Below are 25,717 nucleotides of genomic sequence, written 5' to 3'. Positions count from 1 at the left end.
ACAACGTGAAAATGACCGTTGAGCTGATCCACCCAATCGCGATGGATCAGGGTCTGCGTTTCGCAATCCGTGAAGGCGGCCGTACTGTTGGTGCGGGCGTTGTTGCTGAAGTTATCGCTTAATTGCGTTAATGTCGGTGGCCGCTAAGGCGGTCACCGCAGCACGAAAGAGAGCACTTCGGTGCTCTTTTTTTTGTCTGCAATTTGCCCTTTCAATGTAAACCCACACAAAAGCTACGTTTGAAATAAAAACCATTCTCATTTACACTTTGATCAGAAATTGTACTGGAGTCCGCAGTAAATGTACGTCTGTCTGTGTAATGCCGTGAGTGACAAAACCCTCCGCGAAGTTGTGCGTCGCTATCAGCCCAAATCGATTCAGCATTTGCGACAACTGGTTCCTATCGGAAAACAGTGCGGTAAGTGTATCCGCGTCGCGCGTGAAATTATGGATGATGAGCTGAAGAAGGTGCCGCTGTACAAAGAGATAGCCTAACAGCCACCACGCTTTAGATGTAATACCCACAAAAACTGTCCAGTTTTTTTGACTTCTTTTTATCCGCATCTACGATCTATTTACCTGGAAGCGGAGGAAGCAAAATGAAGGGCGACGGTAAAATCATAACGCATCTCAACAAACTGCTGGGGAATGAACTGGTTGCGATTAATCAGTATTTCCTTCATGCGCGCATGTTCAAGAATTGGGGCTTAATTCGTCTCAACGATGTCGAATATCACGAGTCAATCGATGAAATGAAGCATGCTGACAAATACATTGAACGCATCCTGTTTCTCGAGGGCATTCCTAACCTGCAGGATTTAGGGCGACTGCGTATCGGTGAAGATGTGCCAGAAATGTTGCAGTCTGATCTGACACTGGAGCTGGAAGGGGCGAAGGATTTACGCGAAGCCATTGCGTATGCCGATAAAGTACATGACTACGTCAGCCGTGACATGATGATTCAAATTCTCAGTGAAGAAGAACATCACATTGACTGGCTGGAAACCGAACTCGACCTGGTACAAAAACTCGGTCTGCAAAACTATCTGCAGGCACAATTAAAAGAAGAGAGCGCGGGTTAACTTCGCGCCGAATGGGCAATGTCACTGAGCCTGCCTGGTAAAATTGCGACCAAGGCAGGCTTTTTAGTCTTCAGAGCACAATTGATGTGGTTAAAAACGCATCATGGGTTGCTTCCTGAACTGATTTACGTATAATGCGCGGGCTTGCCGATATTGGTATAGCGCGATTCGAGCAGAATCGCAGGTGATAGCAAGCTATGTATCGCCTAACAATACTCCCGATTGGGGAGTTATATGCTGAACGATTACACTCCTCCATCAATCGTAATGGGTGTGGGTAGTAATTCTTTTCGTTTATAAAATGTTTGGAGCCTTGGTCTCATGTCGAACCAAAGAATCCGTATCCGTCTTAAAGCGTTTGATCATCGCCTGATCGATCAATCAACCGCGGAAATCGTTGAGACTGCCAAGCGCACTGGTGCGCAGGTACGTGGTCCGATCCCGCTGCCAACTCGCAAAGAGCGTTTCACCGTTCTGATCTCTCCGCACGTTAACAAAGACGCGCGTGATCAGTACGAGATCCGTACTCACAAGCGTCTGGTAGACATCGTTGAGCCAACTGAAAAAACCGTTGATGCACTGATGCGTCTGGATCTGGCTGCCGGTGTTGACGTGCAGATCAGCCTGGGTTAATCAGGTCATCGAGCGATTGAGAGGTTGATACAATGATTGGTTTAGTCGGTAAAAAAGTGGGCATGACTCGCGTCTTCACTGAAGATGGCGTTTCAATCCCAGTAACCGTAATCGAAGTTGAAGCAAACCGCGTTACTCAGGTCAAAGGCCTGGAAAACGACGGTTACCAAGCTATCCAGGTGACCACCGGTGCTAAAAAAGCAAACCGTGTGACTAAGCCGGAAGCAGGTCATTTTGCTAAAGCTGGCGTTGAAGCTGGCCGTGGTCTGTGGGAATTCCGCACCGAAGGTGAAGAGTACTCAGTAGGCCAGAGCATCAGTGTTGAAATTTTCGCTGAAGTTAAAAAAGTAGACGTTACCGGTACCTCTAAAGGTAAAGGTTTCGCAGGTACCGTTAAGCGCTGGAACTTCCGTACCCAGGACGCTACACACGGTAACTCCTTGTCTCACCGCGTTCCGGGTTCTATCGGTCAGAACCAGACTCCGGGCAAAGTGTTCAAAGGCAAGAAAATGGCTGGTCAGCTGGGTAATGAGCGCGTAACCGTTCAGAGCCTGGAAGTAGTACGTGTTGACGCTGAGCGCAACCTGCTGCTGGTCAAAGGTGCGGTCCCGGGTGCAACCGGCTGCGACCTGATTGTTAAACCAGCTGTGAAGGCGTAAGGGGATAGCAATGGAATTAGTACTGAAAGACGCGCAGAGCGCGCTGACTGTTTCCGAAACTACCTTCGGTCGTGATTTCAACGAAGCGCTGGTTCACCAGGTTGTTGTTGCTTATGCCGCTGGTGCTCGTCAGGGTACTCGTGCGCAGAAGACGCGTGCTGAAGTAACTGGTTCAGGCAAAAAGCCTTGGCGCCAGAAAGGTACCGGCCGTGCGCGTGCAGGTTCTGTAAAGAGCCCAATCTGGCGTTCAGGTGGTGTAACCTTCGCTGCGCGTCCACAGGACCACAGTCAAAAAGTTAACAAAAAGATGTACCGCGGCGCGCTGAAAAGCATCCTGTCCGAGCTGGTACGTCAGGACCGTCTGATCGTTGTCGAGACGTTCTCTGTAGAAGCGCCTAAAACTAAGCTGCTGGCACAGAAACTGAAAGACATGGCGCTGGAAGATGTGCTGATCATCACCGGTGAACTGGATGAGAATCTGTTCCTGGCTGCGCGTAACCTGTACAAGGTTGACGTGCGTGATGCAGCAGGTATCGACCCAGTTAGCCTGATCGCCTTCGACAAAGTCGTTATGACTGCGGAAGCAGTTAAGCAAGTTGAGGAGATGCTGGCATGATCCGTGAAGAACGTCTGCTGAAAGTAGTGCGTGCACCGCACGTATCTGAAAAAGCATCTACTGCGATGGAAAAAACTAATACCATCGTTCTCAAAGTTGCTAAAGACGCGACCAAAGCAGAGATCGTTGCTGCTGTTGAGAAACTGTTCGAAGTTGAAGTTAAAGACGTAAACACCCTGGTTGTTAAGGGTAAAGTTAAGCGTCACGGACAGCGTATCGGTCGTCGTAGCGACTGGAAAAAAGCTTACGTCACCCTGAAGGAAGGCCAGAATCTGGACTTCGTCGGCGGCGCTGAGTAAGTCGGAGGAGAAAGACAATGGCAGTTGTTAAATGTAAACCGACATCTCCGGGTCGTCGTCACGTAGTTAAAGTGGTGAACCCAGAGCTGCACAAGGGCAAACCTTTTGCTCCGCTGGTAGAAAAAAACAGCAAATCCGGTGGTCGTAACAACAATGGTCGTATCACTACCCGTCATATCGGTGGTGGTCACAAGCAGGCTTACCGTATTGTTGACTTCAAACGCAACAAAGATGGTATCCCGGCAATTGTTGAGCGTCTTGAGTACGATCCGAACCGTTCTGCGAACATCGCACTGGTTCTGTACAAAGATGGCGAGCGCCGTTACATCCTGGCCCCTAAAGGCCTGAAAGCTGGTGATCAGGTTCAATCTGGCGTTGATGCTGCGATTAAAGCAGGTAACACCCTGCCAATGCGTAACATCCCGGTGGGTTCTACCGTTCATAACGTAGAAATGAAACCAGGCAAAGGCGGTCAGATTGCTCGCTCAGCTGGTACTTACGTGCAGATCGTTGCGCGTGATGGTTCCTACGTAACCCTGCGTCTGCGTTCAGGCGAAATGCGTAAAGTCGAAATCGACTGCCGCGCAACCCTGGGCGAAGTCGGTAACGCTGAGCACATGCTGCGCGTTCTGGGTAAAGCTGGTGCAACCCGTTGGCGTGGTGTTCGTCCTACCGTTCGCGGTACTGCGATGAACCCAGTCGATCACCCGCACGGTGGTGGTGAAGGTCGTAACTTTGGTAAGCACCCGGTAACTCCGTGGGGCGTTCAGACCAAAGGTAAGAAGACCCGTAGCAACAAGCGTACTGATAAATTTATCGTACGTCGCCGTAGCAAATAATTTTAGAGGATAAGCCATGCCACGTTCTCTCAAGAAAGGTCCTTTTATTGACCTGCACTTGCTGAAGAAGGTAGAGAAAGCGGTGGAAAGCGGTGACAAGAAGCCCCTGCGCACTTGGTCCCGTCGTTCAACGATCTTCCCTAACATGATCGGTTTGACCATCGCTGTCCATAATGGTCGTCAGCACGTTCCTGTCTTTGTTTCCGACGAAATGGTCGGCCACAAACTGGGTGAATTTGCACCGACACGTACTTATCGCGGCCATGCTGCAGATAAGAAAGCCAAGAAGAAATAAGTAGGAGGAAGAGATGGAAACTATTGCTCAACATCGCCATGCTCGTTCTTCTGCTCAGAAGGTCCGCCTTGTTGCTGACCTGATTCGCGGTAAGAAAGTGTCGCAGGCTCTGGATATTCTGACTTATACCAACAAGAAAGCTGCAGTGTTGGTTAAGAAAGTACTGGAATCTGCCATTGCGAACGCCGAACACAACGATGGCGCTGATATCGACGATCTGAAAGTCGCGAAAATCTTCGTAGACGAAGGCCCAAGCATGAAGCGCATTATGCCGCGTGCGAAAGGTCGTGCAGATCGCATCCTGAAGCGCACCAGCCACATTACTGTGGTTGTGTCCGATCGCTGAGACTCTGGAGACTAGCAATGGGTCAGAAAGTACATCCTAATGGTATTCGCCTGGGTATTGTAAAACCATGGAACTCTACCTGGTTTGCGAACACCAAAGAATTCGCTGACAACCTGGACAGCGATTTTAAAGTACGTCAGTTCCTGACCAAGGAACTGGCTAAAGCGTCTGTATCTCGTATCGTTATCGAGCGTCCGGCTAAGAGCATCCGTGTGACCATTCACACCGCTCGCCCGGGTATCGTTATCGGTAAGAAAGGTGAAGACGTAGAAAAACTGCGCACGGTCGTAGCGAAAATCGCTGGCGTTCCTGCACAGATCAATATCGCCGAAGTCCGTAAACCGGAACTGGACGCTAAATTGGTTGCTGATAGCATCACTTCACAGCTGGAGCGTCGTGTGATGTTCCGTCGTGCTATGAAGCGTGCTGTTCAGAACGCAATGCGTCTGGGCGCTAAGGGTATTAAAGTTGAAGTCAGCGGCCGTTTGGGCGGAGCCGAGATCGCACGTACCGAATGGTACCGTGAAGGTCGCGTGCCACTGCACACTCTGCGTGCAGACATTGACTACAACACCTCTGAAGCGCACACCACTTATGGTGTAATCGGCGTTAAGGTATGGATCTTCAAAGGTGAGATCCTGGGTGGTATGGCTGCTGTTGAACAACCGGAACCGGCTGCTCAACCTAAAAAGCAGCAGCGTAAAGGCCGTAAGTAAGGAGAGTCGCTGATGTTACAACCAAAGCGTACGAAATTCCGTAAAGTGCACAAAGGCCGCAACCGTGGTCTGGCGCAAGGTACGGATGTCAGCTTCGGTACTTTCGGTCTGAAAGCTGTTGGCCGTGGTCGTCTGACTGCTCGTCAGATCGAAGCAGCACGTCGTGCTATGACCCGTGCAGTTAAGCGTCAAGGTAAGATCTGGATCCGTGTATTCCCGGACAAACCGATCACCGAGAAGCCGCTTGAAGTGCGTATGGGTAAAGGTAAGGGTAACGTAGAGTATTGGGTTGCCCTGATCCAACCGGGCAAAGTCCTGTATGAAATGGACGGTGTTCCGGAAGAGCTTGCCCGCGAAGCGTTCAAGCTGGCAGCAGCAAAACTGCCTATCAAAACCACCTTTGTTACTAAGACGGTGATGTAATGAAAGCAAATGAGCTGCGTGAAAAAAGCGTTGAAGAGCTGAACGCTGAGCTTCTTAACCTGCTGCGTGAGCAATTTAACCTGCGCATGCAGGCAGCATCCGGCCAACTGCAGCAGACCCATCTGCTGAAGCAAGTGCGCCGTAATGTTGCACGTGTTAAGACTTTACTGACTGAGAAGGCGGCGTAATGACCGATAAAATCCGTACTCTGCAGGGTCGTGTAATTAGTGACAAAATGCAGAAGTCTGCAGTTGTTGCTATCGAACGTGTCGTGAAACACCCGATCTACGGTAAGTTCATCAAGCGTACGACTAAGCTGCACATCCATGACGAGAACAACGAATGTGGAATTGGTGACGTGGTAGAAATCCGCGAAACCCGTCCACTGTCTAAGACTAAGTCTTGGGCGTTGGTTCGCGTTGTAGAGAAAGCGGTTCTGTAATAGAATCCGTTTCCTCTAAAAAATAAAATGAACGGCTCGTCTGAGCCGTTCATTTTTTCTACCCATCTGCGAGAACCGGTGTTATAATGCCGCGCCCTCAATTATGGGGCTTTTTAACGACCTGAGGTTTGGGTCCCGAAGTAGTAGTTGACATTAGCGGAGCACTAAAATGATCCAAGAACAGACTATGCTGACCGTCGCCGACAACTCCGGTGCACGTCGCGTAATGTGTATCAAGGTTCTGGGTGGCTCGCACCGTCGCTACGCAGGCGTCGGCGACATCATTAAAGTTACCATCAAGGAAGCAATTCCACGTGGTAAAGTTAAGAAAGGTGATGTCCTGAAGGCGGTAGTGGTGCGCACCAGGAAGGGTGTTCGTCGCCCGGACGGTTCTGTCATTCGCTTCGATGGTAATGCATGCGTTATTTTAAACAATAACAGCGAGCAACCTATCGGTACGCGTATTTTTGGGCCGGTAACTCGTGAACTTCGTACTGAAAAGTTCATGAAAATTATCTCTCTGGCACCAGAAGTACTCTAAGGAGCGAGCAATGGCAGCGAAAATCCGTCGTAACGACGAAGTTATCGTGATTACCGGTAAAGACAAAGGTAAACGCGGTAAAGTAAAGAACGTCCTGACTTCTGGTAAAGTCATCGTTGAAGGTATCAACCTGGTTAAGAAACATCAGAAGCCTGTACCGGCTCTGAATCAACCAGGCGGCATCGTTGAAAAAGAAGCTGCTATTCAGGTTTCTAACGTTGCAATCTTCAATGCGGCAACCGGCAAGGCTGACCGTGTAGGCTTTAGATTCGAAGAAGGCAAAAAAGTCCGTTTCTTCAAGTCTAATAGCGAAACTATCAAGTAATTTGGAGTAGTACGATGGCGAAACTGCATGATTACTACAAAGACGAAGTAGTCCAGAAACTCATGACTGAGTTCGGCTACAATTCTGTCATGCAAGTCCCTCGGGTCGAGAAGATCACCCTGAACATGGGTGTTGGTGAAGCGATCGCTGACAAGAAACTGCTGGATAATGCAGCAGCAGACCTGGCAGCAATCTCCGGTCAAAAGCCGTTGATCACCAAAGCACGCAAATCAGTTGCAGGCTTCAAAATCCGTCAGGGCTATCCGATCGGCTGTAAAGTAACTCTGCGCGGCGAGCGCATGTGGGAGTTCTTTGAGCGCCTGATCACTATTGCTGTTCCACGTATTCGTGACTTCCGCGGCTTGTCTGCTAAGTCTTTCGATGGTCGTGGTAACTACAGCATGGGCGTTCGTGAGCAGATCATCTTCCCAGAAATCGATTATGACAAAGTCGATCGCGTTCGTGGTTTGGATATTACCATTACCACTACTGCGAAATCTGATGATGAAGGCCGTGCACTGCTGGCTGCCTTTGACTTCCCGTTCCGCAAGTAAGGTAGGGTTACTTAATGGCTAAGCAATCGATGAAAGCACGCGAAGTTAAGCGTGTGAAATTAGCAGACAAGTTCTTCGCCAAGCGCGTTGAACTGAAAGCGATCATTTCTGATGTGAACGCATCCGACGAAGATCGTTGGGATGCCGTTCTCAAGCTGCAGAGTCTGCCGCGTGATTCCAGCCCTTCCCGTCAGCGTAACCGCTGCCGTCAGACAGGTCGTCCGCACGGTTTCCTGCGGAAGTTTGGGTTGAGCCGTATCAAGGTCCGTGAAGCCGCAATGCGCGGTGAGATCCCGGGTCTGAAAAAGGCTAGCTGGTAATTGTCACCATTTGAATCACGGGAGTAACACAGATGAGCATGCAAGATCCGATCGCGGATATGCTGACCCGTATCCGTAACGGTCAAGCCGCGAACAAAGTTGCGGTCTCTATGCCTTCCTCCAAGCTGAAAGTGGCAATTGCCAACGTGCTGAAGGAAGAAGGCTACATTGAAGATTTTAAAATCGAAGGCGACATCAAGTCTGAGCTGGAAGTTACTTTAAAGTATTTCCAGGGCAAGGCTGTGGTAGAGAGCATTCAGCGAGTAAGCCGTCCAGGTCTGCGCATCTATAAGAAAAAAGATGAGCTGCCAAAAGTAATGGCTGGTCTGGGCATCGCTGTAATCTCTACCTCTAAAGGTGTCATGACTGATCGTTCAGCACGCCAGGCTGGTCTTGGTGGCGAAATTATCTGCTACGTAGCGTAATCGGAGGATAAAATGTCTCGTGTTGCAAAAGCACCTGTCGTTGTTCCTGCGGGCGTAGAGGTAAAACTCAACGGTCAGGAAGTTTCGATCAAAGGCAAAAACGGCGAGCTGACTCGTACTATCAACAGTGCTGTAGAAGTTAAGCATGCAGACAACGCCCTGACTTTCGCTCCACGCGAAGGTTATTCGGATGGTTGGGCACAAGCAGGTACTGCTCGTGCGCTGCTGAACGGCATGGTTATCGGTGTTACCGAAGGCTTCACCAAGAAGCTGCAACTGGTTGGTGTTGGTTATCGTGCAGCTGTTAAAGGCAACTCTGTGAGCTTGGCCCTGGGCTTCTCTCACCCTGTTGACCATGCACTGCCGGCCGGCATCACTGCTGAATGTCCAACTCAGACTGAGATCGTGCTGAAAGGCGCTGATAAACAGCTGATTGGTCAGGTTGCAGCGGATCTGCGCGCCTACCGTCGTCCTGAGCCTTACAAAGGCAAGGGTGTTCGTTACGCCGACGAAGTCGTGCGTACCAAAGAGGCTAAGAAGAAGTAAGGTAACACTATGGATAAGAAATCTGCTCGTATCCGTCGTGCGACCCGTGCACGTCGCAAGCTCAAAGAGCTGGGTGCTACTCGCCTGGTGGTACATCGTACCCCGCGTCATATTTACGCACAGGTGATCGCTCCGAACGGTTCCGAAGTTCTGGTTGCTGCTTCTACTGTAGAAAAAGCTATTGCCGAACAACTGAAGTACACCGGTAACAAAGACGCTGCTGCAGCCGTAGGTAAAGCTCTGGCTGAGCGCGCTGTCGAGAAAGGCATTACTAATGTTTCTTTCGACCGTTCCGGGTTCCAATATCATGGTCGTGTCCAGGCACTGGCAGATGCTGCCCGTGAAGCTGGCCTTCAGTTCTAAGGTAGAGGTCTAAGATGTCAAACATCGAGAAACAAGCTGGCGAACTGCAGGAAAAACTGATCGCGGTAAACCGTGTATCTAAAACTGTAAAAGGTGGTCGTATTTTCTCCTTCACCGCACTGACTGTAGTGGGTGATGGTAACGGCCGCGTTGGTTTTGGTTACGGTAAAGCGCGTGAAGTTCCAGCAGCGATCCAGAAAGCGATGGAGAAAGCCCGTCGCAACATGATTAACGTCGCGCTGACTCACGGCACCCTGCAGCACCCTGTTAAAGGTGCTCACACGGGTTCTCGTGTGTTCATGCAGCCAGCTTCTGAAGGTACCGGTATCATCGCCGGCGGTGCAATGCGCGCTGTTTTAGAAGTTGCTGGAGTACATAACGTTTTGGCTAAAGCGTATGGTTCTACTAACCCGATTAACGTGGTTCGTGCAACTATCGATGGCCTGGGCAATATGAATTCTCCGGAAATGGTCGCTGCCAAGCGTGGTAAATCCGTTGAAGAAATTCTGGGGTAATCACGATGGCTAAGACTATTAAAATTACACAAACCCGCAGTTCAATCGGCCGCCTGCCTAAGCACAAAGCCACTCTGATTGGCTTGGGTCTGCGCCGTATTGGTCATACCGTTGAGCGTGAAGACACGCCAGCAGTACGCGGTATGGTTAACGCGATTTCCTACATGCTGAAAGTGGAGGAGTAAGAGATGCGCTTAAACACTCTGTCTCCGGCCGAAGGGTCTAAACACGCTTCTAAGCGTCTGGGTCGTGGTATCGGTTCTGGTCTCGGTAAAACCGGTGGTCGTGGTCACAAAGGTCAGAACTCTCGTTCTGGCGGTGGCGTACGTCGCGGTTTCGAGGGTGGTCAGATGCCTCTGTATCGTCGTCTGCCGAAATTCGGTTTCACCTCTCGCAAAGCAATGGTCACTGCAGAAGTTCGTCTGTCTGACCTGGCGAAAGTTGAAGGCGGTATTGTTGACCTGAATACTCTGAAAGCAGCCAACATCATCGGTGTTCAGATCGAGTTCGCGAAAGTGATTCTGTCTGGTGAAGTTTCTGCACCGGTAACGATTCGTGGTCTGCGTGTCACTAAAGGTGCGCGTGCTGCAATCGAAGCTGCTGGCGGTAAAATCGAGGAATAAGTAGCAGATGGCAAAGCAACCGGGATTAGATTTTCAAAGTGCCAAAGGTGGCTTTGGTGAACTGAAGCGCAGACTTTTGTTTGTTATCGGTGCACTCATTGTCTTCCGTATTGGCTCTTTTATTCCAATCCCTGGTATCGATGCCACCGTACTTGCCAAATTGCTTGAGCAACAGCGTGGCACCATCATTGAAATGTTTAACATGTTCTCTGGTGGTGCTCTCAGTCGTGCCTCAATCTTCGCGCTGGGTATTATGCCGTATATTTCGGCCTCTATTATTATCCAGTTGCTGACGGTGGTTCATCCAGCGTTAGCCGAGATTAAGAAAGAGGGTGAAGCTGGTCGTCGTAAGATTAGCCAGTACACTCGCTATGGCACCCTGGTTCTGGCTGTATTCCAGTCGATCGGTATTGCCACCGGTCTGCCGAATATGCCTGGAATGCAAGGTCTGGTGATGAATCCAGGTTTCGCATTCTACTTTACCGCTGTTGTAAGTCTGGTTACCGGGACAATGTTCCTGATGTGGCTGGGCGAACAGATTACTGAACGAGGTATCGGTAACGGTATCTCGATCATTATCTTCGCGGGTATTGTTGCGGGTCTACCGCCGGCCATTGGCCATACCATCGAGCAAGCGCGGCAAGGTGACCTGCACTTCCTCCTGTTGCTGTTGGTTGCAGTTCTTGTATTTGCAGTGACGTTCTTTGTTATTTTCGTTGAGCGTGGCCAGCGCCGCATTGTGGTCAACTACGCTAAACGTCAGCAAGGTCGTCGTGTATATGCTGCACAGAGCACACATTTACCGTTGAAAGTGAATATGGCGGGTGTAATTCCGGCTATTTTTGCTTCCAGCATTATTCTGTTCCCAGCAACCATCGCGTCATGGTTCGGGGGCGGAACCGGTTGGAACTGGCTGACAACAATTTCGCTGTATTTGCAACCAGGACAGCCGCTTTATGTGCTACTCTATGCGACTGCAATCATCTTCTTCTGTTTCTTCTACACGGCGTTGGTTTTCAACCCACGTGAAACAGCTGATAACTTGAAGAAGTCTGGAGCATTCGTACCGGGAATTCGTCCGGGAGAGCAAACGGCGAAGTATATCGATAAAGTAATGACACGTCTGACCTTAATCGGCGCACTGTATATTACCTTTATCTGCCTGATCCCGGAGTTCATGCGTGATGCCATGAAGGTTCCCTTCTACTTTGGCGGCACATCGCTGCTTATCGTAGTGGTTGTCATCATGGACTTTATGGCTCAAGTGCAAACTCTGATGATGTCGAGTCAGTATGAGTCTGCATTGAAGAAAGCTAACCTGAAGGGCTACGGCCGTTAATTCAGGTGCTTGAGAAGTTACGGAGAGTAAAAATGAAAGTTCGTGCTTCCGTCAAGAAATTATGTCGTAACTGCAAAATCATTCGCCGCGACGGTGTCGTACGTGTGATCTGCAGCGCCGAGCCAAAGCATAAACAGCGCCAAGGCTGATATTGTCACATATTTTTCTTGCAAAGTCGGGTTGAGCTGGCTAGATTAGCCAGCCAATCTTTTGTATGTCGATGCGTTGCCATTTGAGTATCCTGAAAACGGGCTTTTCGGCATGGGACGCATTTATTAAATAATAGGAGTGCATAGTGGCCCGTATAGCAGGCATTAACATTCCTGATCAGAAACATACCGTAATCGCATTAACTTCGATTTTCGGAATTGGTAAGACTCGTTCTAAAGCCATCTGCGCTTCAACGGGTATTGCCGAAGATGTTAAGATCAGAGAGCTGTCTGAAGAACAAATTGAACAACTGCGTGAAGCGGTTGGTAAATTCGTTGTTGAAGGTGATCTGCGCCGTGAAATCACCCTGAGCATCAAGCGTCTTATGGACCTTGGTTGCTATCGTGGTTTACGCCATCGTCGTGGTCTGCCAGTTCGCGGTCAGCGTACTAAGACCAATGCACGTACCCGTAAGGGTCCGCGTAAACCGATCAAGAAATAATCGGGGTGAGTAAATAATGGCAAAGGCACCAGTTCGTGCACGCAAGCGTGTAAGAAAGCAAGTCTCAGATGGCGTGGCTCATGTCCATGCATCTTTTAACAACACCATCGTTACCATTACTGATCGTCAGGGTAACGCACTGGGTTGGGCAACCGCCGGTGGTTCCGGTTTCCGCGGTTCACGTAAATCTACTCCGTTTGCTGCTCAGGTAGCTGCAGAGCGCTGTGCAGAAGCAGTGAAAGATTACGGTATTAAGAATCTGGAAGTTATGGTTAAGGGTCCAGGTCCAGGCCGCGAATCAACAATTCGTGCTCTGAACGCTGCTGGTTTCCGCATCACTAATATTACTGATGTGACTCCAATCCCTCACAACGGTTGTCGTCCGCCGAAAAAACGTCGCGTTTAACGCCCGTTTTTAGGTTAGTTGGAGAAAGAAAATGGCAAGATATTTGGGTCCTAAGCTCAAGCTGAGCCGTCGTGAGGGCACCGACTTATTCCTTAAGTCTGGCGTTCGCGCGATCGATACCAAGTGCAAAATTGAACAACCACCTGGCCAGCACGGTGCGCGTAAACCGCGTCTGTCTGACTACGGCGGCCAGTTACGTGAGAAGCAAAAAGTTCGTCGTATGTACGGCGTGCTGGAGCGTCAGTTCCGTAACTACTATAAAGAAGCAGCACGTCTGAAAGGCAACACCGGTGAAAACCTGTTGGCTCTGCTGGAAGGTCGTCTGGATAACGTTGTTTACCGTATGGGCTTTGGCGCCACTCGTGCAGAAGCACGTCAGCTGGTTAGCCATAAATCTATCCTGGTAAACGGTCGCGTTGTTAACATCGCTTCTTATCAGGTATCTCCGAATGATGTCGTTAGCATCCGTGAGAAAGCCAAACAGCAATCTCGCGTGAAGGCCGCTCTGGAGCTGGCTGAGCAGCGTGAAAAGCCAACCTGGCTGGAAGTTGATGCGACCAAGATGGAAGGTGTGTTCAAGCGTATTCCTGAACGTACTGATCTGTCTGCGGACATTAACGAACACCTGATCGTCGAGCTTTACTCTAAGTAAAGCTTAGTACCAAAGAGAGGACACAATGCAGGGTTCTGTGACAGAGTTTCTAAAACCGCGCCTGGTAGATATCGAGCAAGTGAGTTCGACGCACGCCAAGGTGACCCTTGAGCCGTTAGAGCGTGGCTTTGGCCATACTCTTGGCAACGCACTGCGCCGTATTCTGCTTTCTTCCATGCCGGGTTGCGCGGTGACCGAGGTTGAGATCGATGGCGTGCTCCACGAGTACTCCACCAAAGAGGGCGTACAGGAAGATATCCTGGAAATCCTGCTCAATCTGAAAGGGCTGGCGGTAAGAGTTCAGGGTAAAGATGAAGTCATCCTTACTTTGAATAAATCTGGCATTGGCCCTGTGACTGCAGCCGATATCACCCACGACGGTGATGTCGAAATCGTCAAGCCGCAGCACGTGATCTGCCATCTGACCGATGAAAACGCATCTATTAGCATGCGTATCAAAGTTCAGCGTGGTCGTGGTTATGTGCCGGCTTCTGCCCGAATTCATTCGGAAGAAGATGAGCGCCCAATCGGCCGTCTGTTGGTTGACGCTTGCTACAGCCCTGTAGACCGTATCGCCTACAATGTTGAAGCAGCGCGTGTAGAACAGCGTACCGACCTGGACAAGCTGGTCATCGAAATGGAAACCAACGGCACAATCGATCCTGAAGAGGCGATTCGTCGTGCGGCAACCATCCTGGCAGAACAACTGGAAGCTTTCGTTGACTTACGTGATGTACGTCAGCCGGAAGTGAAGGAAGAGAAACCAGAATTCGATCCGATCCTGCTGCGCCCTGTTGACGATCTGGAATTGACTGTCCGCTCTGCTAACTGCCTTAAGGCAGAAGCTATCCACTACATCGGTGATCTGGTACAGCGTACCGAGGTTGAGCTGCTTAAAACGCCTAACCTTGGTAAAAAATCTCTTACTGAGATTAAAGATGTGCTCGCTTCACGTGGTTTGTCTCTGGGCATGCGCCTGGAAAACTGGCCACCTGCAAGCATTGCTGATGAATAATCAGATCACAGGTTAAGGTTTCACTGAGAAGGATAAGGTCATGCGCCATCGTAAGAGTGGTCGTCAACTGAACCGCAACAGCAGCCATCGTCAGGCTATGTTCCGCAACATGGCCGGTTCTCTGGTTCGTCACGAGATCATCAAAACGACTCTGCCGAAAGCCAAAGAACTGCGTCGCGTAGTTGAGCCGCTGATTACTCTTGCCAAGACCGACAGCGTAGCTAATCGTCGTCTGGCATTCGCCCGCACTCGTGATAACGAGATCGTGGCAAAACTGTTTAACGAGCTGGGCCCGCGTTTCGCGAGCCGTGCCGGTGGTTACACTCGTATTCTGAAGTGTGGCTTCCGTGCTGGTGACAACGCTCCGATGGCTTACATCGAGCTGGTTGATCGTCCAGAAGCTCAAGCAGAAGCTGCTGCAGAGTAATTTGCAGTAACGTAGAAAACCCGCTTCGGCGGGTTTTTTATTGCCTGTCATTCCCCATCGCACCCATCTTTCGCTATGCTGAACGCTGTTGTCATTAGCAGAGGTTCATTATGTGGTTAATCGATCAACTGGTAGAGCAACAGATCCGCGCCGCGCAGGAAAAAGGTGAACTGAGTAATTTACCTGGTGAAGGTGCACCTTTGCAGTTCGAAGACGAAAGTGGCGTTCCGTCAGAGTTACGTACAGCATATCGATTACTGAAAAACTCAGGCTTCTTACCTCCGGAGCTCGAAATGCGTCGTGAAGCGCTGCAACTCAACGATCTTCTGCACCAATTAGATCCCTCTGATCATCAAGCCAACGAGATCAATAAAAGATTAGCCATGCTGGAGATGAAGCTACAGCAGACCGGAATGAGCACGGATTTTTTACGTGGTGAATATGGCGATCCCATTCGGCATCGTCTGCTTCAGGAGAAGTAACATGTATAAAATTGGTCAACTGGCTAAGCTTGCTGACGTCACACCTGACACCATACGTTTTTATGAAAAGCAGCAAATGATGGATCATGAGATTCGTACTGCAGGCGGCTTCCGTCTTTATAGCGATGATGATCTTCAACGCTTGCGCTTCATCCGCTACGGACGCCAACTCGGGTTCAGTCTTGATTCGATCCGCGGTTTGTTATCGATCCGCATCGATCCCGAACATCATACCTGTCAGGAATCCAAAGCGATCGTTGCCAGACGTCTGGATGAAGTGAATGGCATGATTGCCGAGTTGCAAACGATTCAGCGGTCACTTGAACGTCTAGCTGATACCTGCTGCGGGGATCTGCACAGCAGCGCCTGTTGTTCGATCCTTGAAGCATTGGAAACGGGCGAAGCGCCACATGCGGAAATTTGTTGTAGCAAGGATTGAATTTCACAGTGGAAAGCCTATAGTTTCGCCATTATTAACCGGAGGACATTATGAGTCGCTATCAGCATCGCAAAGGTAAGATTAACGATAACGCTTTGCAGGCACTGTTACATGACCCGCTGTTTCGTCAGCGAGTAGAACAGAATCAAAAAGGGAAAGGCAGCTTCCGACGTAAAGATAAAAATGTGAAGGGTGGAAACTGGGAGGCCAGTGATAAGCAGAAAAGTTTATCACTGGCCTTCTGCTTTACAGACAAAAAAGCCGCCAGAGATGGCGGCTTTTTTATCACAATTTATCGCTGTTCTGCTGTTTTAACAGATCACGAATCTCAGTGAGCAACACTTCTTCATTCGAAGGTTTCGCGACAGGCTTTTCAACTTCTTTCTTCTGATACATTTTGTTCATCAGCTTGATGGCCATAAAGATGGCGAAAGCGACGATAACAAAATCAAAGATGGTTTGAATAAAGTTACCGTATTCCATTACAACAGCAGGAATATCACCTTCAGCAGGTTTTAAGACCCACTTAAACTGTTTAAAATCGACCCCACCAATCAGTAAACCCAGTGGTGGCATGATGATATTCGCGACCAGTGATGAAACAATCTTGCCGAAAGCGGCACCAATAATCACACCGACTGCCAGATCAACCACGTTCCCACGCATTGCAAAATCACGAAACTCTTTGAATAAACTCATTGTTGTCTCCTTGCCTTGGCCAATGGCTAAAGTCTAACAAACCTTTGTGCAATTGCCATGATAACAGCGGATTAAGAAAAATTATCACGGCGGGCAAATGCCCGCAGCGATTCAGAGGAAGAAAGGACTTGGCTGGAAGAGGCGTTCGACGTCAGGGACAAATTTCTTATCTGTCAGGAACATAATGACATGATCACCCTGTTCGATACGTACGTTGTCATTAGCAATGATAACTTCATCGCCACGGACGACAGCGCCAATAATCGTACCCGGCGGCAATTTGATATCTTCAATCAGGCGGCCCACTACGCGGGAAGTGGTCTCTTCACCGTGCGCAATAGCTTCAATGGCTTCGGCAATGCCGCGTCGCAGTGAGGAGACGCCAACAATATCTGCCTTGCGCACGTGACCAAGCAGTGCAGAAATCGTGGCCTGCTGAGGAGAGATGGCAATATCGATCACGCTACCCTGAACCAGATCCACGTAAGCGCGGCGCTGGATTAAGACCATGACCTTTTTCGCTCCCATCTTCTTAGCGAGCATGGCCGACATGATATTGGCTTCATCGTCATTGGTGACGGCAATAAAGAGATCCACCTGATCCACATGCTCTTCGGCGAGCAGTTCCTGATCCGATGCATCACCATAAAACACAATGGTGTCATGCAGTCGCTCAGCCAGTTCTGCCGCACGTTGTTGATTACGTTCAATCAACTTTACGCTGTACTGTTTTTCCAGTCGCTGGGCCAGACCAAAACCGATGTTGCCACCGCCGACCAGCATAATGCGCTTGTAAGGTTTCTCAAGACGCTGCATCTCGCTCATTACCGCGCGAATATGCTGGCTTGCCGCAATAAAGAAGACTTCATCGCCCGCTTCGACAATCGTTGAACCCTGAGGACGAATAGGGCGATCCTGACGAAAAATGGCTGCCACACGCGTATCTATATGCGGCATGTGATCTCGCAGAATCGACAATGGATTGCCCACCAGAGGTCCGCCGTAATAGGCTTTTACTACGGCAAGGCTCACTTTCCCTTCGGCAAAGTTGACGACCTGCAATGCGCCGGGATACTGAATCAAGCGATAGATGTTGTCGATCACCAACTGTTCCGGTGAAATCAAATGATCGATCGGTACGGCTTCTGGTACAAACAGCTTTTCGGCATCGCGTAAGTATTCCGCTGCGCGGATACGAGCAATCCTGTTCGGCGTATTGAAGAGCGAATAAGCAATCTGACAGGCGATCATGTTGGTTTCGTCGGAATTGGTCACGGCGACCAACATATCGGCATCTTCAGCGCCGGCTTCACGCAAAACGCGCGGATGTGAACCATGGCCGTGCACCACGCGCAGGTCAAATTTGTCCTGCAGCGCACGTAAACGAGTGGCATCCGTATCAACAACCGTGATGTCGTTATTTTCGCCCACCAGGTTTTCAGCAAGCGTGCCGCCAACCTGTCCGGCGCCGAGGATAATAATTTTCATCGATGAATCGCTCTTGTCAGAATGCGCCGCACTATTTTTTTATCAATTTAACGTAAAAGAATCCGTCACCGCCATCAACGCTCGGGAAGACTTGCCACCCGTTGATTTGGCCTTCCGGCAACTGTTCCGCGACAGCGTCATCGTGTTCAGCCAGGAAAGCCGCGATTTGCTGATGGTTTTCTTCCGGCAGGATCGAGCAGGTCGCGTATACCATCGTGCCGCCGGACTTCAGGCGCGGCCAAACGGCATTGAGGATTTCGCGCTGCAGTGCAGCCAGCTCTGGGATATCACGATCACGACGCAACCATTTGATATCAGGATGACGGCGAATAACCCCTGTTGCAGAACAAGGTGCATCCAGCAGGATACGGTCGAATTGCTTGTCACCGCACCATTCTGCAGGCGTCCGGCCATCGCCCTGGCGGACTTCGGCTTGCATGCCCAGGCGCTGCAGATTTTCATGCACGCGGGTCAAACGTTGCTGATCGATATCTACCGCCAGCACGTTTGCCTGGGGAGCGATTTCCAGAATATGCGTGGTCTTCCCGCCTGGTGCTGCACAGAGATCGAGAATGGTTTCATCGTTTTGTGGCTCAAGCAGCAGAGCGCAGCGCTGAGCAGACAAATCCTGCACAGTCACCCATCCTTGATCGAAGCCTGGTAACTGGCTGACAGGGGCAGGAGATTCAAGACGGAGAGCATCCGGCGCATCTGCAGGGAAGGCTGCTTTATCTTCAGCCTGTAACAGGTTCAGCCACGCATCACGGCTATGGTGCTGGCGATTGACGCGTAACCACATCGGCGGACGCTGATTATTGGCGTCGACGATCTGCTGCCATTGATCTGGCCAGGCTGCCTGCAAACGTTTAAGCAACCAACCCGGATGCCAGTAGCGCTGTGGGCCTTGATCCACCGCAGCAACCAGTTCTTCTTGCTGACGCTGGAACTGACGTAATACACCGTTGATTAATCCCTTCAGCGTCGTACGCTTCAGGACTTCTGCACCGGCAACCGTTTCGGCCAGTGCGGCATGCGCTGGCACACGCGTATATAGCAACTGATACAACCCAACCATAATCAGGTAGTGCAGCACGCGCTGCTTTCCCGTTAACGTGCGCTCCATCAGTTTACCGATGAGAGCTTCCAGTTGTGGCAGAGTGCGCAATACGCCAAAGCAGAGTTCCTGCAACAGCGCGCCATCTTTATCAGCCAATGTTTTTTGCGCGCCAGGCAGAATGGCACTGAGCGATTCGCCTTTATCTACCACGCGTTCAATCAGTTGCGCGGCGAGACTGCGCAGGTTAGTTGCTTTTTTCATATTCATTCATCAAACAAAAAGCCCGGTTAAAACCGGGCTGGAGATCAGGCCAGAAGGGTGCCAATGGCAAACCATTCACGACGCGAATTAAGCAGATCTTGCGCGGACATGGCTTTCTTGCCCGCAGGCTGCAGCGAAAGTAGATTGAGTACACCGTCAGCAGTGGCAATCTGAATGCCATTTTTATCGGCATGGATGATTTCGCCCGGCTGTTTGTTCTGATGGGGTAACACGCTAGCCTGCCACACTTTGACGGGTTGATCCTCGATCAGGAAAAAGCTTACCGGCCAGGGATTAAAGGCGCGAATGCAGCGCTCAAGCTGTGCAGCGGAGAGTGACCAATCAAGACGCGCTTCTTCTTTACTCAACTTCTCAGCGTAAGAAACCTGCGCTTCATTCTGCACTTCAGGCTGTGCTTTGCCGCCAGCGAGCAGCTCGAGTGTATCCAGCATACCTTGTGGCCCAAGCTCTGCCAGCTTGTCATACAGTGATGCGCTGGTGTCTTCAGTCGTGATAGGACACGAGAGCTTATGCAGCATGTCACCCGTATCCAGTCCTACATCCATCTGCATGATGGTCACGCCGGTTTCGCTGTCGCCAGCCCAAAGCGCACGCTGAATAGGCGCCGCACCGCGCCAGCGTGGCAACAGTGAACCATGAACATTGATGCAACCGAGTCGTGGCATATTGAGAACCGCCTTCGGCAGAATCAGACCATAAGCCACCACCACCATGATATCGGCTTGCAGTTCAGCAACCAGCTGCTGATTCTCTTCAGGTTTTAGCGATTTTGGCTGGAACACAGGCACATCATGTGCCTGTGCCAACACTTTGACAGGGCCAGGAGTGAGTTTATTGCCGCGTCCTGATGGACGGTCGGGCTGAGTGAATACGCCAACTACCTGATGCTCAGAAGCAAGCAGCGCGTCGAGATGACGCGCTGCAAAGTCAGGTGTACCGGCAAAGATAATTTTTAGCGATGCAGACACAGTTTAACCTTCTGTTAGTACTCAGGCTTCGCGTGCACTCATGCGGGCCAGCTTTTCCAGTTTCTGTTTAATGCGCTGACGCTTCAACGGCGACAGATAATCGATAAACAGCTTGCCATCCAGATGATCGATTTCATGCTGGATACAAATCGCCAGCAGACCATCCGTCTCCAGCTCGAAGCTCTTGCCGTCACGATCCTGCGCACGTACTTTGACCCATTCCGCACGCGGCACAAAAGCACGTTGTTCAGGGATGGAGAGGCAGCCTTCTTCAATACCGGTTTCACCGCTTTTTTCCAGCAGCTCCGGGTTAATCAACACCAGGCGTTCGTCTCGATTTTCAGAAACATCGATAACGATGATGCGTTGATGAATGTCGACCTGAGTGGCCGCTAAGCCAATGCCTTCTTCGGCGTACATGGTTTCAAACATGTCATCGACAATGCGCTGAACGTCTGCGTTTACGGTAGCCACCGGCGCAGCGATTTTGCGAAGGCGATCATCAGGGAAATGTAATACCTGCAAAACTGACATAAATATCCAGATCTGTATGCGTTAAAGAAAAGATTACTACCTCATATTGTAGACTTTTTGTGGCCTGATTGACAGCATTGCACCGCATGAGAGCGGGCTTTAGGAAGGACGCATGGAGCGAGTGGAAGGGATACTCAGGCTGGCAAATGTTAAGGGCCTGCGCCGGCATCGCGTGGTGAATCTCGCGCGGAGTTTGCAAAGCGGTGCTGTCGTGGATGATGAATTACTGCACAGCCATGGTTTGAATGATATTCAGCTGCAGCAGTTTAACGATTACTGTCCACGGATGCTGGCGCGCACGCAACAGTGGCTGGATCAGCCCCATCATCATTTGGTCTCCTGTATTGATGCGGATTATCCGGCGTCGCTAGCAGAAATAACCCAACGTCCCTCACTGCTCTATGTGGCGGGTCACCTCTCCGTTTTACAGACACCACAATTAGCTGTGGTGGGCAGTCGACACTGTTCACACTATGGCAAAGAGTGGGGCACATGGTTTACACAGCAGCTTGCGCTTAGTGGGCTAACCATTACCAGTGGACTCGCACGCGGTATTGATGGCGTTGCGCACCGTGCCGCTTTGGAAGCGCAGGGAAAAACCATCGCAGTGCTGGGCAGCGGCTTGCAACAGATCTATCCCAAAAGTCATCAGTCGCTGGCGCAGGCGATTATGGATAACGAGGGTGCTTTGGTATCTGAATTTCCTCTTGATATGGCGCCGCATGCGGTTAATTTTCCGCGCCGCAATCGCATCATCAGTGGATTAAGTCAGGGAGTGCTGGTTGTTGAGGCTTCACTTAAAAGCGGTTCGCTGGTCACTGCCCGCTGCGCCCTGGAACAAAATCGCAATGTTTATGCGTTACCCGGAGCATTGGGTAATGATGGCAGTGAAGGCACGCATTGGTTGATTCAGCAGGGAGCGCTGTTGGTTGCCCATCCGAATAACATTCTTGAAGATTTGCATTCCACTCTCAAATGGTTGCCGGCAACCACTTCAGAAACAATATATTCACAAGACAGTGACGATGTTCCATTGCCATTTGCAAGCGTGTTGGCTAACGTAGGTGATGAGGTTACACCTGTTGACGTCGTCGCTGAACGTGCCGGCCAACCTGTGCCAGTTATCTCAGCCCAGTTGCTGGAGCTGGAGTTAGCAGGATGGATCGCAGCTGTACCCGGCGGCTATGTCCGATTGAGGAGGGCATGCCATGTTCGACGTACTTATGTACTTGTTTGAGACCTATATCCACAACGAAGCTGAAATGCGTGTTGATCAGGATAAATTGACCGATGATTTGGCCGATGCGGGTTTTCATCGTGAAGATATCTACAATGCGTTGAATTGGCTTGAACGTTTAGCGGACTATCAGGATGGTCTGGTCGCGCCAGTACAGTTGGCCGCCGATCCGCTCTCAATGCGAATTTATACGGACGAGGAATGCCAGCGTCTCGATGCCGATTGTCGCGGTTTTATTTTGTTCCTGGAACAGGTTCAGGTGCTGAATATGGAAACGCGCGAAATGGTTATCGAACGAGTCACGGCTCTTGATACTCAGGAATTCGATCTTGAAGATCTGAAATGGGTGGTGCTGATGGTGCTGTTTAACATCCCAGGATGTGAAAACGCTTATCAGCAGATGGAAGAACTGTTATTCGACGTCAATGAAGGTATGCTGCATTAATTTGCGATTAATGCATCCGGAAATATGAGTAAATCAGCACTATTCTCTGTGCGTAAACACGATCCCTGCCCCGCTTGCGGGGCAGATTTGGTGATACGCGGTGGTAAACATGGACCATTTCTTGGCTGTGTGAATTATCCAACCTGTGATTATGTTCGTCCCCTGAAAAATCAGGCCGATGGCCATATCGTTAAAGTGCTGGAAGGGCACGCGTGCCCACAGTGTGGCGCAGATAAAGTGCTGCGTCAGGGGCGGTTTGGGATGTTTGTTGGTTGTAGTCACTATCCTGAATGTGATTACACAGAAACCATCGATAAGCCTGACGAGACCGCAATTGCCTGTCCCCAATGTCAGAACGGAAAGCTGGTTCAGCGCCGTTCGCGCTATGGCAAGACCTTTCATTCCTGCGACCGTTACCCTGATTGCCAATTTGCGATCAACGCAACGCCGGTTGAAGGTATCTGCCCGCATTGCCAGTTCCCCCTATTAATAGAGAAGAAAACCGCACAAGGCATGAAGCGCTTATGCGCCAGCAAACGCTGTGGCAAGCTCATCGCCCAGGACGAATAACCATCATGAAGCAGAACCAGTACGCACCCGGAAGTCTCGAATTTTGCATCGAGCAACTACAGCAGCAGGCCGTTATTGCCTATCCAACAGAAGCGGTGTTTGGTTTAGGTTGCGATCCCGATAGCGAAAGCGCCGTCATGGCTTTACTGGCGCTCAAACAGCGTCCGGTTGAGAAAGGGCTTATCCTGATTGCAGCAGATTATGCACAGCTGGAACCCTACATCGCCGATCGCGAACTCACGGTGCTGCAGCGTGAGCGCATGTTCGCGAGTTGGCCTGGGCCGGTGACTTATGTGGTGCCGGCAACACCGCATACGCCGCGCTGGTTAACAGGGCGTTTCGATTCGCTAGCTATCCGCGTTAGCGATCATCCGGATGTGCAGGCACTGTGTCGTGGCTTTGGCAAACCATTGGTGTCTACCAGTGCGAATCTTTCCGGCGAATCGCCGTGCCGCAATGCTGAAGAAGTTGCCCAGCAATTCGGCTCTCATTTCCCCGTGTTGCATACTGCAACGGGCGGGCGACTGAATCCTTCTGAAATTCGCGATGTTATCAGCGGCGAACTTATTCGTCAGGGCTAATTTATGGAACACTTCGCCGTTTTTGGTCATCCTATTGCACACAGTAAGTCACCTGTTATTCATAGCCTTTTTGCTGAGCAGACAGGAATCGCGCACTCCTATGGTCGGGTTTGTGCACCGCTGGAGGGGTTCCCTCAGTCAATTAGCGACTTTTTTGCTTCCGGCGGAAAAGGTGCGAATGTCACCCTGCCGTTTAAACAGCAGGCGTGGGAATTGGCCGATGAACTCAGTGAGCGTGCAGCCTTATCTGGGGCGGTTAACACATTAAAGAAAAGGGCAGATGGCTCGGTCTTTGGTGACAACACCGATGGGATTGGTCTGCTAAGCGATCTGGAACGACTGAATTTGATTCGTTCTGGTGACCGCATTTTACTGGTGGGAGCCGGGGGCGCAGCACGTGGTGTGATCCTTCCTCTGCTTTCTTTTGGATGTTCATTGGTGGTGGTCAACCGAACGGTTGCACGCGCTGAAGAACTGGCAAACACCTTCCAGCATAGCGGGGATATTCAGGCGAGCAATTTTACTGAGCTCTCCGACCAGTCATTTGATCTTATTATCAACGCAACCTCCAGTGGCGTTGAAGGTAAAGTGCCGCCGTTACCAGAGTCGTTGGTCACCTCTCAAACACGCTGCTACGACATGTTCTATCAGCAAGGGCTGACGCCTTTCTTATTGTGGTGTCAGCAGCACGGTGCGGATCAGCTAGCAGATGGATTGGGCATGCTGGTGGGACAGGCGGCACATGCTTTCCAACTGTGGCATGGCGTGATGCCAGAAATCACCCCCGTCATTGCTCAATTAAAGCAGGCAATAAAGGAGTGAATCAGGCGATCCATTTTCCCGATTGTGAAAGTTGGGACGAGGAGCGGGGTGCGATCGTCTTTCCGGTGTTGGTACAAGGAATGGGGTTAACCTGTGCCATCAAGCCTGATGCATTACAGGATCGATTCGGAACGGGTACAGCGATGGCGCTGTTTAGCGCGCATCGCTGGGATCTGGAAGAAGAAGCGGAAGAGCTTATCCGGCAGGATGAGCTTGATGATCAAGGTTGGATCTGGCTCTCCTGAGCGAGGTATTCATCTTTCCAGCCAACATAATTGTTAGATGAATAGAGTAGACCTGCGATTTCCGTCTCACTCAGTGGGCGGATCTGTTTAACCGGGCTGCCTAAATAGAGGTAGCCGCTTTCCAGTCTTTTACCCGGAGGAACCAGACTACCCGCTCCGATCAGGACATCCTCTTCAACAAACACGCCATCCAGCAAAATCGATCCCATTCCAACCAGCACGCGATCGCTAATATGACAGCCGTGCAGCATCGCTTTATGACCTACAGTCACGTCTTCACCAATAATTAAAGGATGCCCTTCCGGGTTGCTGGTGGATTTGTGCGTGACGTGTAAAACGCTGCCGTCCTGAATATTGCTTCTTTTACCTATCACAACTTTGTTCACATCACCGCGGATAGCAACCAGTGGCCAGATGCTGACATCGTCGGCGAGCTGTACTTCACCCACCACCACGCTACTGCTATCGATCATTACGCGATCGCCGATTTGTGGGAAATGATTCTTATAAGGTCGTAGGGCTACAGACATGATCTTTCTCCTTTTGCACTTTTACCCCTAGCCTGCGGCTTATCAGGCTGGCAAACAAGATGATTTTTGAGCGGATCGCTCGCGATCTCAGCGAAAAGATTGAAAACTCGCCAGTCGATTAAAAAGATCGAAAAAAGGGGTTGTGCAAAAAATCCGGATCCCTATAATGCGCATCCACTGAGACGGCAAAGCGGCAACGCAGGCGGCTCAGCAGGGAGTGAAGTGATTCATCCCGCCAGATAAAACGCTGAAAAAAGTGTTTGACTCTGAAGGAGGAAAGCGTAA

The 25,717-nt window shown here is 50.5% G+C and carries 44 protein-coding genes and 2 pseudogenes; 40 read left to right on the top strand and 6 right to left on the bottom strand.

Features of this window, described 5'->3' with window-relative positions; genetic code table 11:
* The 34 genes and pseudogenes from LBW88_RS26185 to LBW88_RS26020 all read left to right on the top strand — a co-directional run.
* Positions 1-122, top strand: a pseudogene (locus LBW88_RS26185) (elongation factor Tu); the annotation flags it as partial.
* A gap of 178 nt (positions 123-300) precedes the next feature.
* Positions 301-495 carry a bacterioferritin-associated ferredoxin gene (bfd, locus tag LBW88_RS26180; protein ID WP_224935569.1) on the top strand — a complete coding sequence of 65 codons (195 nt, stop codon included), beginning with the start codon at positions 301-303 and terminating at the stop codon, positions 493-495.
* A gap of 104 nt (positions 496-599) precedes the next feature.
* Positions 600-1,082 carry a bacterioferritin gene (gene bfr, locus LBW88_RS26175; RefSeq protein ID WP_224935571.1) on the top strand — a complete coding sequence of 161 codons (483 nt, stop codon included), beginning with the start codon at positions 600-602 and terminating at the stop codon, positions 1,080-1,082.
* A 321-nt stretch (positions 1,083-1,403) separates the two neighbouring features.
* Complete coding sequence (rpsJ, locus tag LBW88_RS26170; protein WP_006120582.1) at positions 1,404-1,715, top strand: 30S ribosomal protein S10; 312 nt, start codon at positions 1,404-1,406, stop codon at positions 1,713-1,715.
* 32 nt (positions 1,716-1,747) lie between these two features.
* The gene (gene rplC / locus LBW88_RS26165; protein WP_224935573.1) at positions 1,748-2,374 is read left to right on the top strand and encodes a 50S ribosomal protein L3; all 627 of its coding nucleotides are present in this window, start codon (positions 1,748-1,750) and stop codon (positions 2,372-2,374) included.
* Between the two features lie 10 nt (positions 2,375-2,384).
* A complete protein-coding gene (gene rplD, locus LBW88_RS26160) occupies positions 2,385-2,990 on the top strand; it encodes a 50S ribosomal protein L4 (RefSeq protein WP_084938334.1) in 606 nt (201 codons plus the stop codon).
* Entirely contained in the window at positions 2,987-3,289 is a 303-nt protein-coding gene (rplW, locus tag LBW88_RS26155; protein ID WP_007891652.1) for a 50S ribosomal protein L23, read from the top strand. Before rplD ends, rplW begins: the two co-directional genes overlap by 4 nt.
* A gap of 17 nt (positions 3,290-3,306) precedes the next feature.
* On the top strand, positions 3,307-4,128 hold the full coding sequence (gene rplB / locus LBW88_RS26150; RefSeq protein WP_100700418.1) for a 50S ribosomal protein L2: 822 nt from the start codon (positions 3,307-3,309) through the stop codon (positions 4,126-4,128).
* A gap of 16 nt (positions 4,129-4,144) precedes the next feature.
* Positions 4,145-4,423 (top strand): 30S ribosomal protein S19, encoded by a 279-nt coding sequence (gene rpsS / locus LBW88_RS26145; RefSeq protein ID WP_001138115.1) that lies wholly within the window; start codon positions 4,145-4,147, stop codon positions 4,421-4,423.
* A gap of 13 nt (positions 4,424-4,436) precedes the next feature.
* Positions 4,437-4,769, top strand: coding sequence for a 50S ribosomal protein L22 (gene rplV / locus LBW88_RS26140; RefSeq protein WP_007891659.1), 333 nt, complete (start codon positions 4,437-4,439; stop codon positions 4,767-4,769).
* Between the two features lie 17 nt (positions 4,770-4,786).
* Complete coding sequence (gene rpsC / locus LBW88_RS26135; RefSeq protein ID WP_034830744.1) at positions 4,787-5,485, top strand: 30S ribosomal protein S3; 699 nt, start codon at positions 4,787-4,789, stop codon at positions 5,483-5,485.
* Positions 5,486-5,497: 12 nt separating this feature from the next.
* Positions 5,498-5,908: a 50S ribosomal protein L16 gene (gene rplP, locus LBW88_RS26130; protein WP_002438716.1), complete on the top strand. Its 411-nt coding sequence runs from the start codon at positions 5,498-5,500 to the stop codon at positions 5,906-5,908.
* Positions 5,908-6,096: a 50S ribosomal protein L29 gene (gene rpmC / locus LBW88_RS26125; protein WP_034830743.1), complete on the top strand. Its 189-nt coding sequence runs from the start codon at positions 5,908-5,910 to the stop codon at positions 6,094-6,096. The genes rplP and rpmC overlap by 1 nt, the downstream gene beginning before the upstream one ends.
* Positions 6,096-6,350 (top strand): 30S ribosomal protein S17, encoded by a 255-nt coding sequence (gene rpsQ, locus LBW88_RS26120; protein ID WP_008104738.1) that lies wholly within the window; start codon positions 6,096-6,098, stop codon positions 6,348-6,350. Before rpmC ends, rpsQ begins: the two co-directional genes overlap by 1 nt.
* A 169-nt stretch (positions 6,351-6,519) precedes the next feature.
* Positions 6,520-6,891, top strand: coding sequence for a 50S ribosomal protein L14 (gene rplN / locus LBW88_RS26115; RefSeq protein WP_084938328.1), 372 nt, complete (start codon positions 6,520-6,522; stop codon positions 6,889-6,891).
* Positions 6,892-6,901: 10 nt separating this feature from the next.
* Positions 6,902-7,216, top strand: coding sequence for a 50S ribosomal protein L24 (gene rplX / locus LBW88_RS26110; RefSeq protein WP_034830741.1), 315 nt, complete (start codon positions 6,902-6,904; stop codon positions 7,214-7,216).
* 14 nt (positions 7,217-7,230) lie between these two features.
* A complete protein-coding gene (rplE, locus tag LBW88_RS26105; RefSeq protein ID WP_013510763.1) occupies positions 7,231-7,770 on the top strand; it encodes a 50S ribosomal protein L5 in 540 nt (179 codons plus the stop codon).
* Between the two features lie 14 nt (positions 7,771-7,784).
* A complete protein-coding gene (gene rpsN, locus LBW88_RS26100; protein WP_007891666.1) occupies positions 7,785-8,090 on the top strand; it encodes a 30S ribosomal protein S14 in 306 nt (101 codons plus the stop codon).
* Positions 8,091-8,122: 32 nt separating this feature from the next.
* Positions 8,123-8,515, top strand: coding sequence for a 30S ribosomal protein S8 (rpsH, locus tag LBW88_RS26095; protein ID WP_100700416.1), 393 nt, complete (start codon positions 8,123-8,125; stop codon positions 8,513-8,515).
* Between the two features lie 12 nt (positions 8,516-8,527).
* Positions 8,528-9,061 (top strand): 50S ribosomal protein L6, encoded by a 534-nt coding sequence (gene rplF, locus LBW88_RS26090; RefSeq protein ID WP_100700415.1) that lies wholly within the window; start codon positions 8,528-8,530, stop codon positions 9,059-9,061.
* A 9-nt stretch (positions 9,062-9,070) separates the two neighbouring features.
* A complete protein-coding gene (gene rplR, locus LBW88_RS26085) occupies positions 9,071-9,424 on the top strand; it encodes a 50S ribosomal protein L18 (protein ID WP_008104733.1) in 354 nt (117 codons plus the stop codon).
* 14 nt (positions 9,425-9,438) lie between these two features.
* On the top strand, positions 9,439-9,939 hold the full coding sequence (gene rpsE, locus LBW88_RS26080; RefSeq protein ID WP_007891679.1) for a 30S ribosomal protein S5: 501 nt from the start codon (positions 9,439-9,441) through the stop codon (positions 9,937-9,939).
* Between the two features lie 5 nt (positions 9,940-9,944).
* Entirely contained in the window at positions 9,945-10,124 is a 180-nt protein-coding gene (rpmD, locus tag LBW88_RS26075) for a 50S ribosomal protein L30 (RefSeq protein ID WP_039380794.1), read from the top strand.
* A 3-nt stretch (positions 10,125-10,127) separates the two neighbouring features.
* Positions 10,128-10,562, top strand: a complete 435-nt coding sequence (gene rplO / locus LBW88_RS26070; RefSeq protein ID WP_034830738.1) for a 50S ribosomal protein L15 — start codon at positions 10,128-10,130, stop codon at positions 10,560-10,562.
* 7 nt (positions 10,563-10,569) lie between these two features.
* The gene (gene secY, locus LBW88_RS26065; RefSeq protein ID WP_007891686.1) at positions 10,570-11,901 is read left to right on the top strand and encodes a preprotein translocase subunit SecY; all 1,332 of its coding nucleotides are present in this window, start codon (positions 10,570-10,572) and stop codon (positions 11,899-11,901) included.
* 32 nt (positions 11,902-11,933) lie between these two features.
* A complete protein-coding gene (gene rpmJ / locus LBW88_RS26060; protein ID WP_004160566.1) occupies positions 11,934-12,050 on the top strand; it encodes a 50S ribosomal protein L36 in 117 nt (38 codons plus the stop codon).
* 146 nt (positions 12,051-12,196) lie between these two features.
* Positions 12,197-12,553 carry a 30S ribosomal protein S13 gene (gene rpsM / locus LBW88_RS26055; RefSeq protein ID WP_039330880.1) on the top strand — a complete coding sequence of 119 codons (357 nt, stop codon included), beginning with the start codon at positions 12,197-12,199 and terminating at the stop codon, positions 12,551-12,553.
* A gap of 16 nt (positions 12,554-12,569) precedes the next feature.
* The gene (rpsK, locus tag LBW88_RS26050) at positions 12,570-12,959 is read left to right on the top strand and encodes a 30S ribosomal protein S11 (RefSeq protein ID WP_004160563.1); all 390 of its coding nucleotides are present in this window, start codon (positions 12,570-12,572) and stop codon (positions 12,957-12,959) included.
* A 31-nt stretch (positions 12,960-12,990) separates the two neighbouring features.
* Positions 12,991-13,611 carry a 30S ribosomal protein S4 gene (gene rpsD, locus LBW88_RS26045; RefSeq protein WP_007891687.1) on the top strand — a complete coding sequence of 207 codons (621 nt, stop codon included), beginning with the start codon at positions 12,991-12,993 and terminating at the stop codon, positions 13,609-13,611.
* Between the two features lie 25 nt (positions 13,612-13,636).
* A complete protein-coding gene (locus LBW88_RS26040; RefSeq protein ID WP_007891688.1) occupies positions 13,637-14,626 on the top strand; it encodes a DNA-directed RNA polymerase subunit alpha in 990 nt (329 codons plus the stop codon).
* 40 nt (positions 14,627-14,666) lie between these two features.
* Entirely contained in the window at positions 14,667-15,053 is a 387-nt protein-coding gene (rplQ, locus tag LBW88_RS26035) for a 50S ribosomal protein L17 (RefSeq protein WP_003850180.1), read from the top strand.
* A 110-nt stretch (positions 15,054-15,163) separates the two neighbouring features.
* Positions 15,164-15,535: a DUF1992 domain-containing protein gene (locus LBW88_RS26030; RefSeq protein WP_224935575.1), complete on the top strand. Its 372-nt coding sequence runs from the start codon at positions 15,164-15,166 to the stop codon at positions 15,533-15,535.
* A 1-nt stretch (position 15,536) separates the two neighbouring features.
* Positions 15,537-15,974, top strand: coding sequence for a Zn(2+)-responsive transcriptional regulator (gene zntR, locus LBW88_RS26025; protein ID WP_224935577.1), 438 nt, complete (start codon positions 15,537-15,539; stop codon positions 15,972-15,974).
* Between the two features lie 50 nt (positions 15,975-16,024).
* Positions 16,025-16,222: pseudogene (locus tag LBW88_RS26020) on the top strand (alternative ribosome-rescue factor A); the annotation flags it as partial.
* 37 nt (positions 16,223-16,259) lie between these two features.
* On the opposite strand, the gene mscL reads toward LBW88_RS26020, so the two are convergent.
* From mscL to def, 5 genes are all read right to left on the bottom strand, one after another.
* A complete protein-coding gene (mscL, locus tag LBW88_RS26015; RefSeq protein ID WP_100700411.1) occupies positions 16,260-16,673 on the bottom strand; it encodes a large-conductance mechanosensitive channel protein MscL in 414 nt (137 codons plus the stop codon).
* Between the two features lie 111 nt (positions 16,674-16,784).
* On the bottom strand, positions 16,785-18,161 hold the full coding sequence (gene trkA / locus LBW88_RS26010) for a Trk system potassium transporter TrkA (RefSeq protein ID WP_224935581.1): 1,377 nt from the start codon (positions 18,159-18,161) through the stop codon (positions 16,785-16,787).
* Between the two features lie 31 nt (positions 18,162-18,192).
* Positions 18,193-19,479 carry a 16S rRNA (cytosine(967)-C(5))-methyltransferase RsmB gene (rsmB, locus tag LBW88_RS26005; protein ID WP_224935583.1) on the bottom strand — a complete coding sequence of 429 codons (1,287 nt, stop codon included), beginning with the start codon at positions 19,477-19,479 and terminating at the stop codon, positions 18,193-18,195.
* A 44-nt stretch (positions 19,480-19,523) separates the two neighbouring features.
* Entirely contained in the window at positions 19,524-20,468 is a 945-nt protein-coding gene (gene fmt, locus LBW88_RS26000) for a methionyl-tRNA formyltransferase (RefSeq protein WP_224935585.1), read from the bottom strand.
* Between the two features lie 21 nt (positions 20,469-20,489).
* Complete coding sequence (gene def / locus LBW88_RS25995) at positions 20,490-21,002, bottom strand: peptide deformylase (protein ID WP_224935587.1); 513 nt, start codon at positions 21,000-21,002, stop codon at positions 20,490-20,492.
* A gap of 112 nt (positions 21,003-21,114) precedes the next feature.
* Here def and dprA point away from each other — a divergent pair, with 112 nt between their 5' ends.
* Genes dprA through LBW88_RS25965 form a run of 6 tightly spaced genes read left to right on the top strand, consistent with a single transcriptional unit; the run spans position 21,115 to position 24,902 of the window.
* Positions 21,115-22,239, top strand: a complete 1,125-nt coding sequence (gene dprA / locus LBW88_RS25990; protein ID WP_224935589.1) for a DNA-protecting protein DprA — start codon at positions 21,115-21,117, stop codon at positions 22,237-22,239.
* Positions 22,211-22,684 carry a DUF494 family protein Smg gene (gene smg, locus LBW88_RS25985; RefSeq protein WP_034830723.1) on the top strand — a complete coding sequence of 158 codons (474 nt, stop codon included), beginning with the start codon at positions 22,211-22,213 and terminating at the stop codon, positions 22,682-22,684. The genes dprA and smg overlap by 29 nt, the downstream gene beginning before the upstream one ends.
* A gap of 24 nt (positions 22,685-22,708) precedes the next feature.
* Complete coding sequence (locus tag LBW88_RS25980; RefSeq protein WP_224935591.1) at positions 22,709-23,254, top strand: type I DNA topoisomerase; 546 nt, start codon at positions 22,709-22,711, stop codon at positions 23,252-23,254.
* 5 nt (positions 23,255-23,259) lie between these two features.
* Positions 23,260-23,835, top strand: coding sequence for an L-threonylcarbamoyladenylate synthase type 1 TsaC (gene tsaC / locus LBW88_RS25975; protein ID WP_224935593.1), 576 nt, complete (start codon positions 23,260-23,262; stop codon positions 23,833-23,835).
* 3 nt (positions 23,836-23,838) lie between these two features.
* Positions 23,839-24,657: a shikimate dehydrogenase gene (gene aroE / locus LBW88_RS25970; protein WP_224935594.1), complete on the top strand. Its 819-nt coding sequence runs from the start codon at positions 23,839-23,841 to the stop codon at positions 24,655-24,657.
* Positions 24,654-24,902 (top strand): DUF1488 domain-containing protein, encoded by a 249-nt coding sequence (locus LBW88_RS25965; RefSeq protein ID WP_224935596.1) that lies wholly within the window; start codon positions 24,654-24,656, stop codon positions 24,900-24,902. Before aroE ends, LBW88_RS25965 begins: the two co-directional genes overlap by 4 nt.
* On the opposite strand, the gene LBW88_RS25960 is transcribed toward LBW88_RS25965, so the two are convergent.
* Positions 24,878-25,432, bottom strand: a complete 555-nt coding sequence (locus LBW88_RS25960; RefSeq protein ID WP_224935598.1) for a gamma carbonic anhydrase family protein — start codon at positions 25,430-25,432, stop codon at positions 24,878-24,880. The genes LBW88_RS25965 and LBW88_RS25960 overlap by 25 nt on opposite strands.
* Positions 25,433-25,717: the final 285 nt, after the last annotated feature.

Source organism: Pantoea sp. alder81 (assembly GCF_020179835.1).
Taxonomy (GTDB): domain Bacteria; phylum Pseudomonadota; class Gammaproteobacteria; order Enterobacterales; family Enterobacteriaceae; genus Pantoea.
Note: the sequence above shows the minus strand (reverse complement) of the source record. Positions and strands in the feature narration are given on the sequence as shown.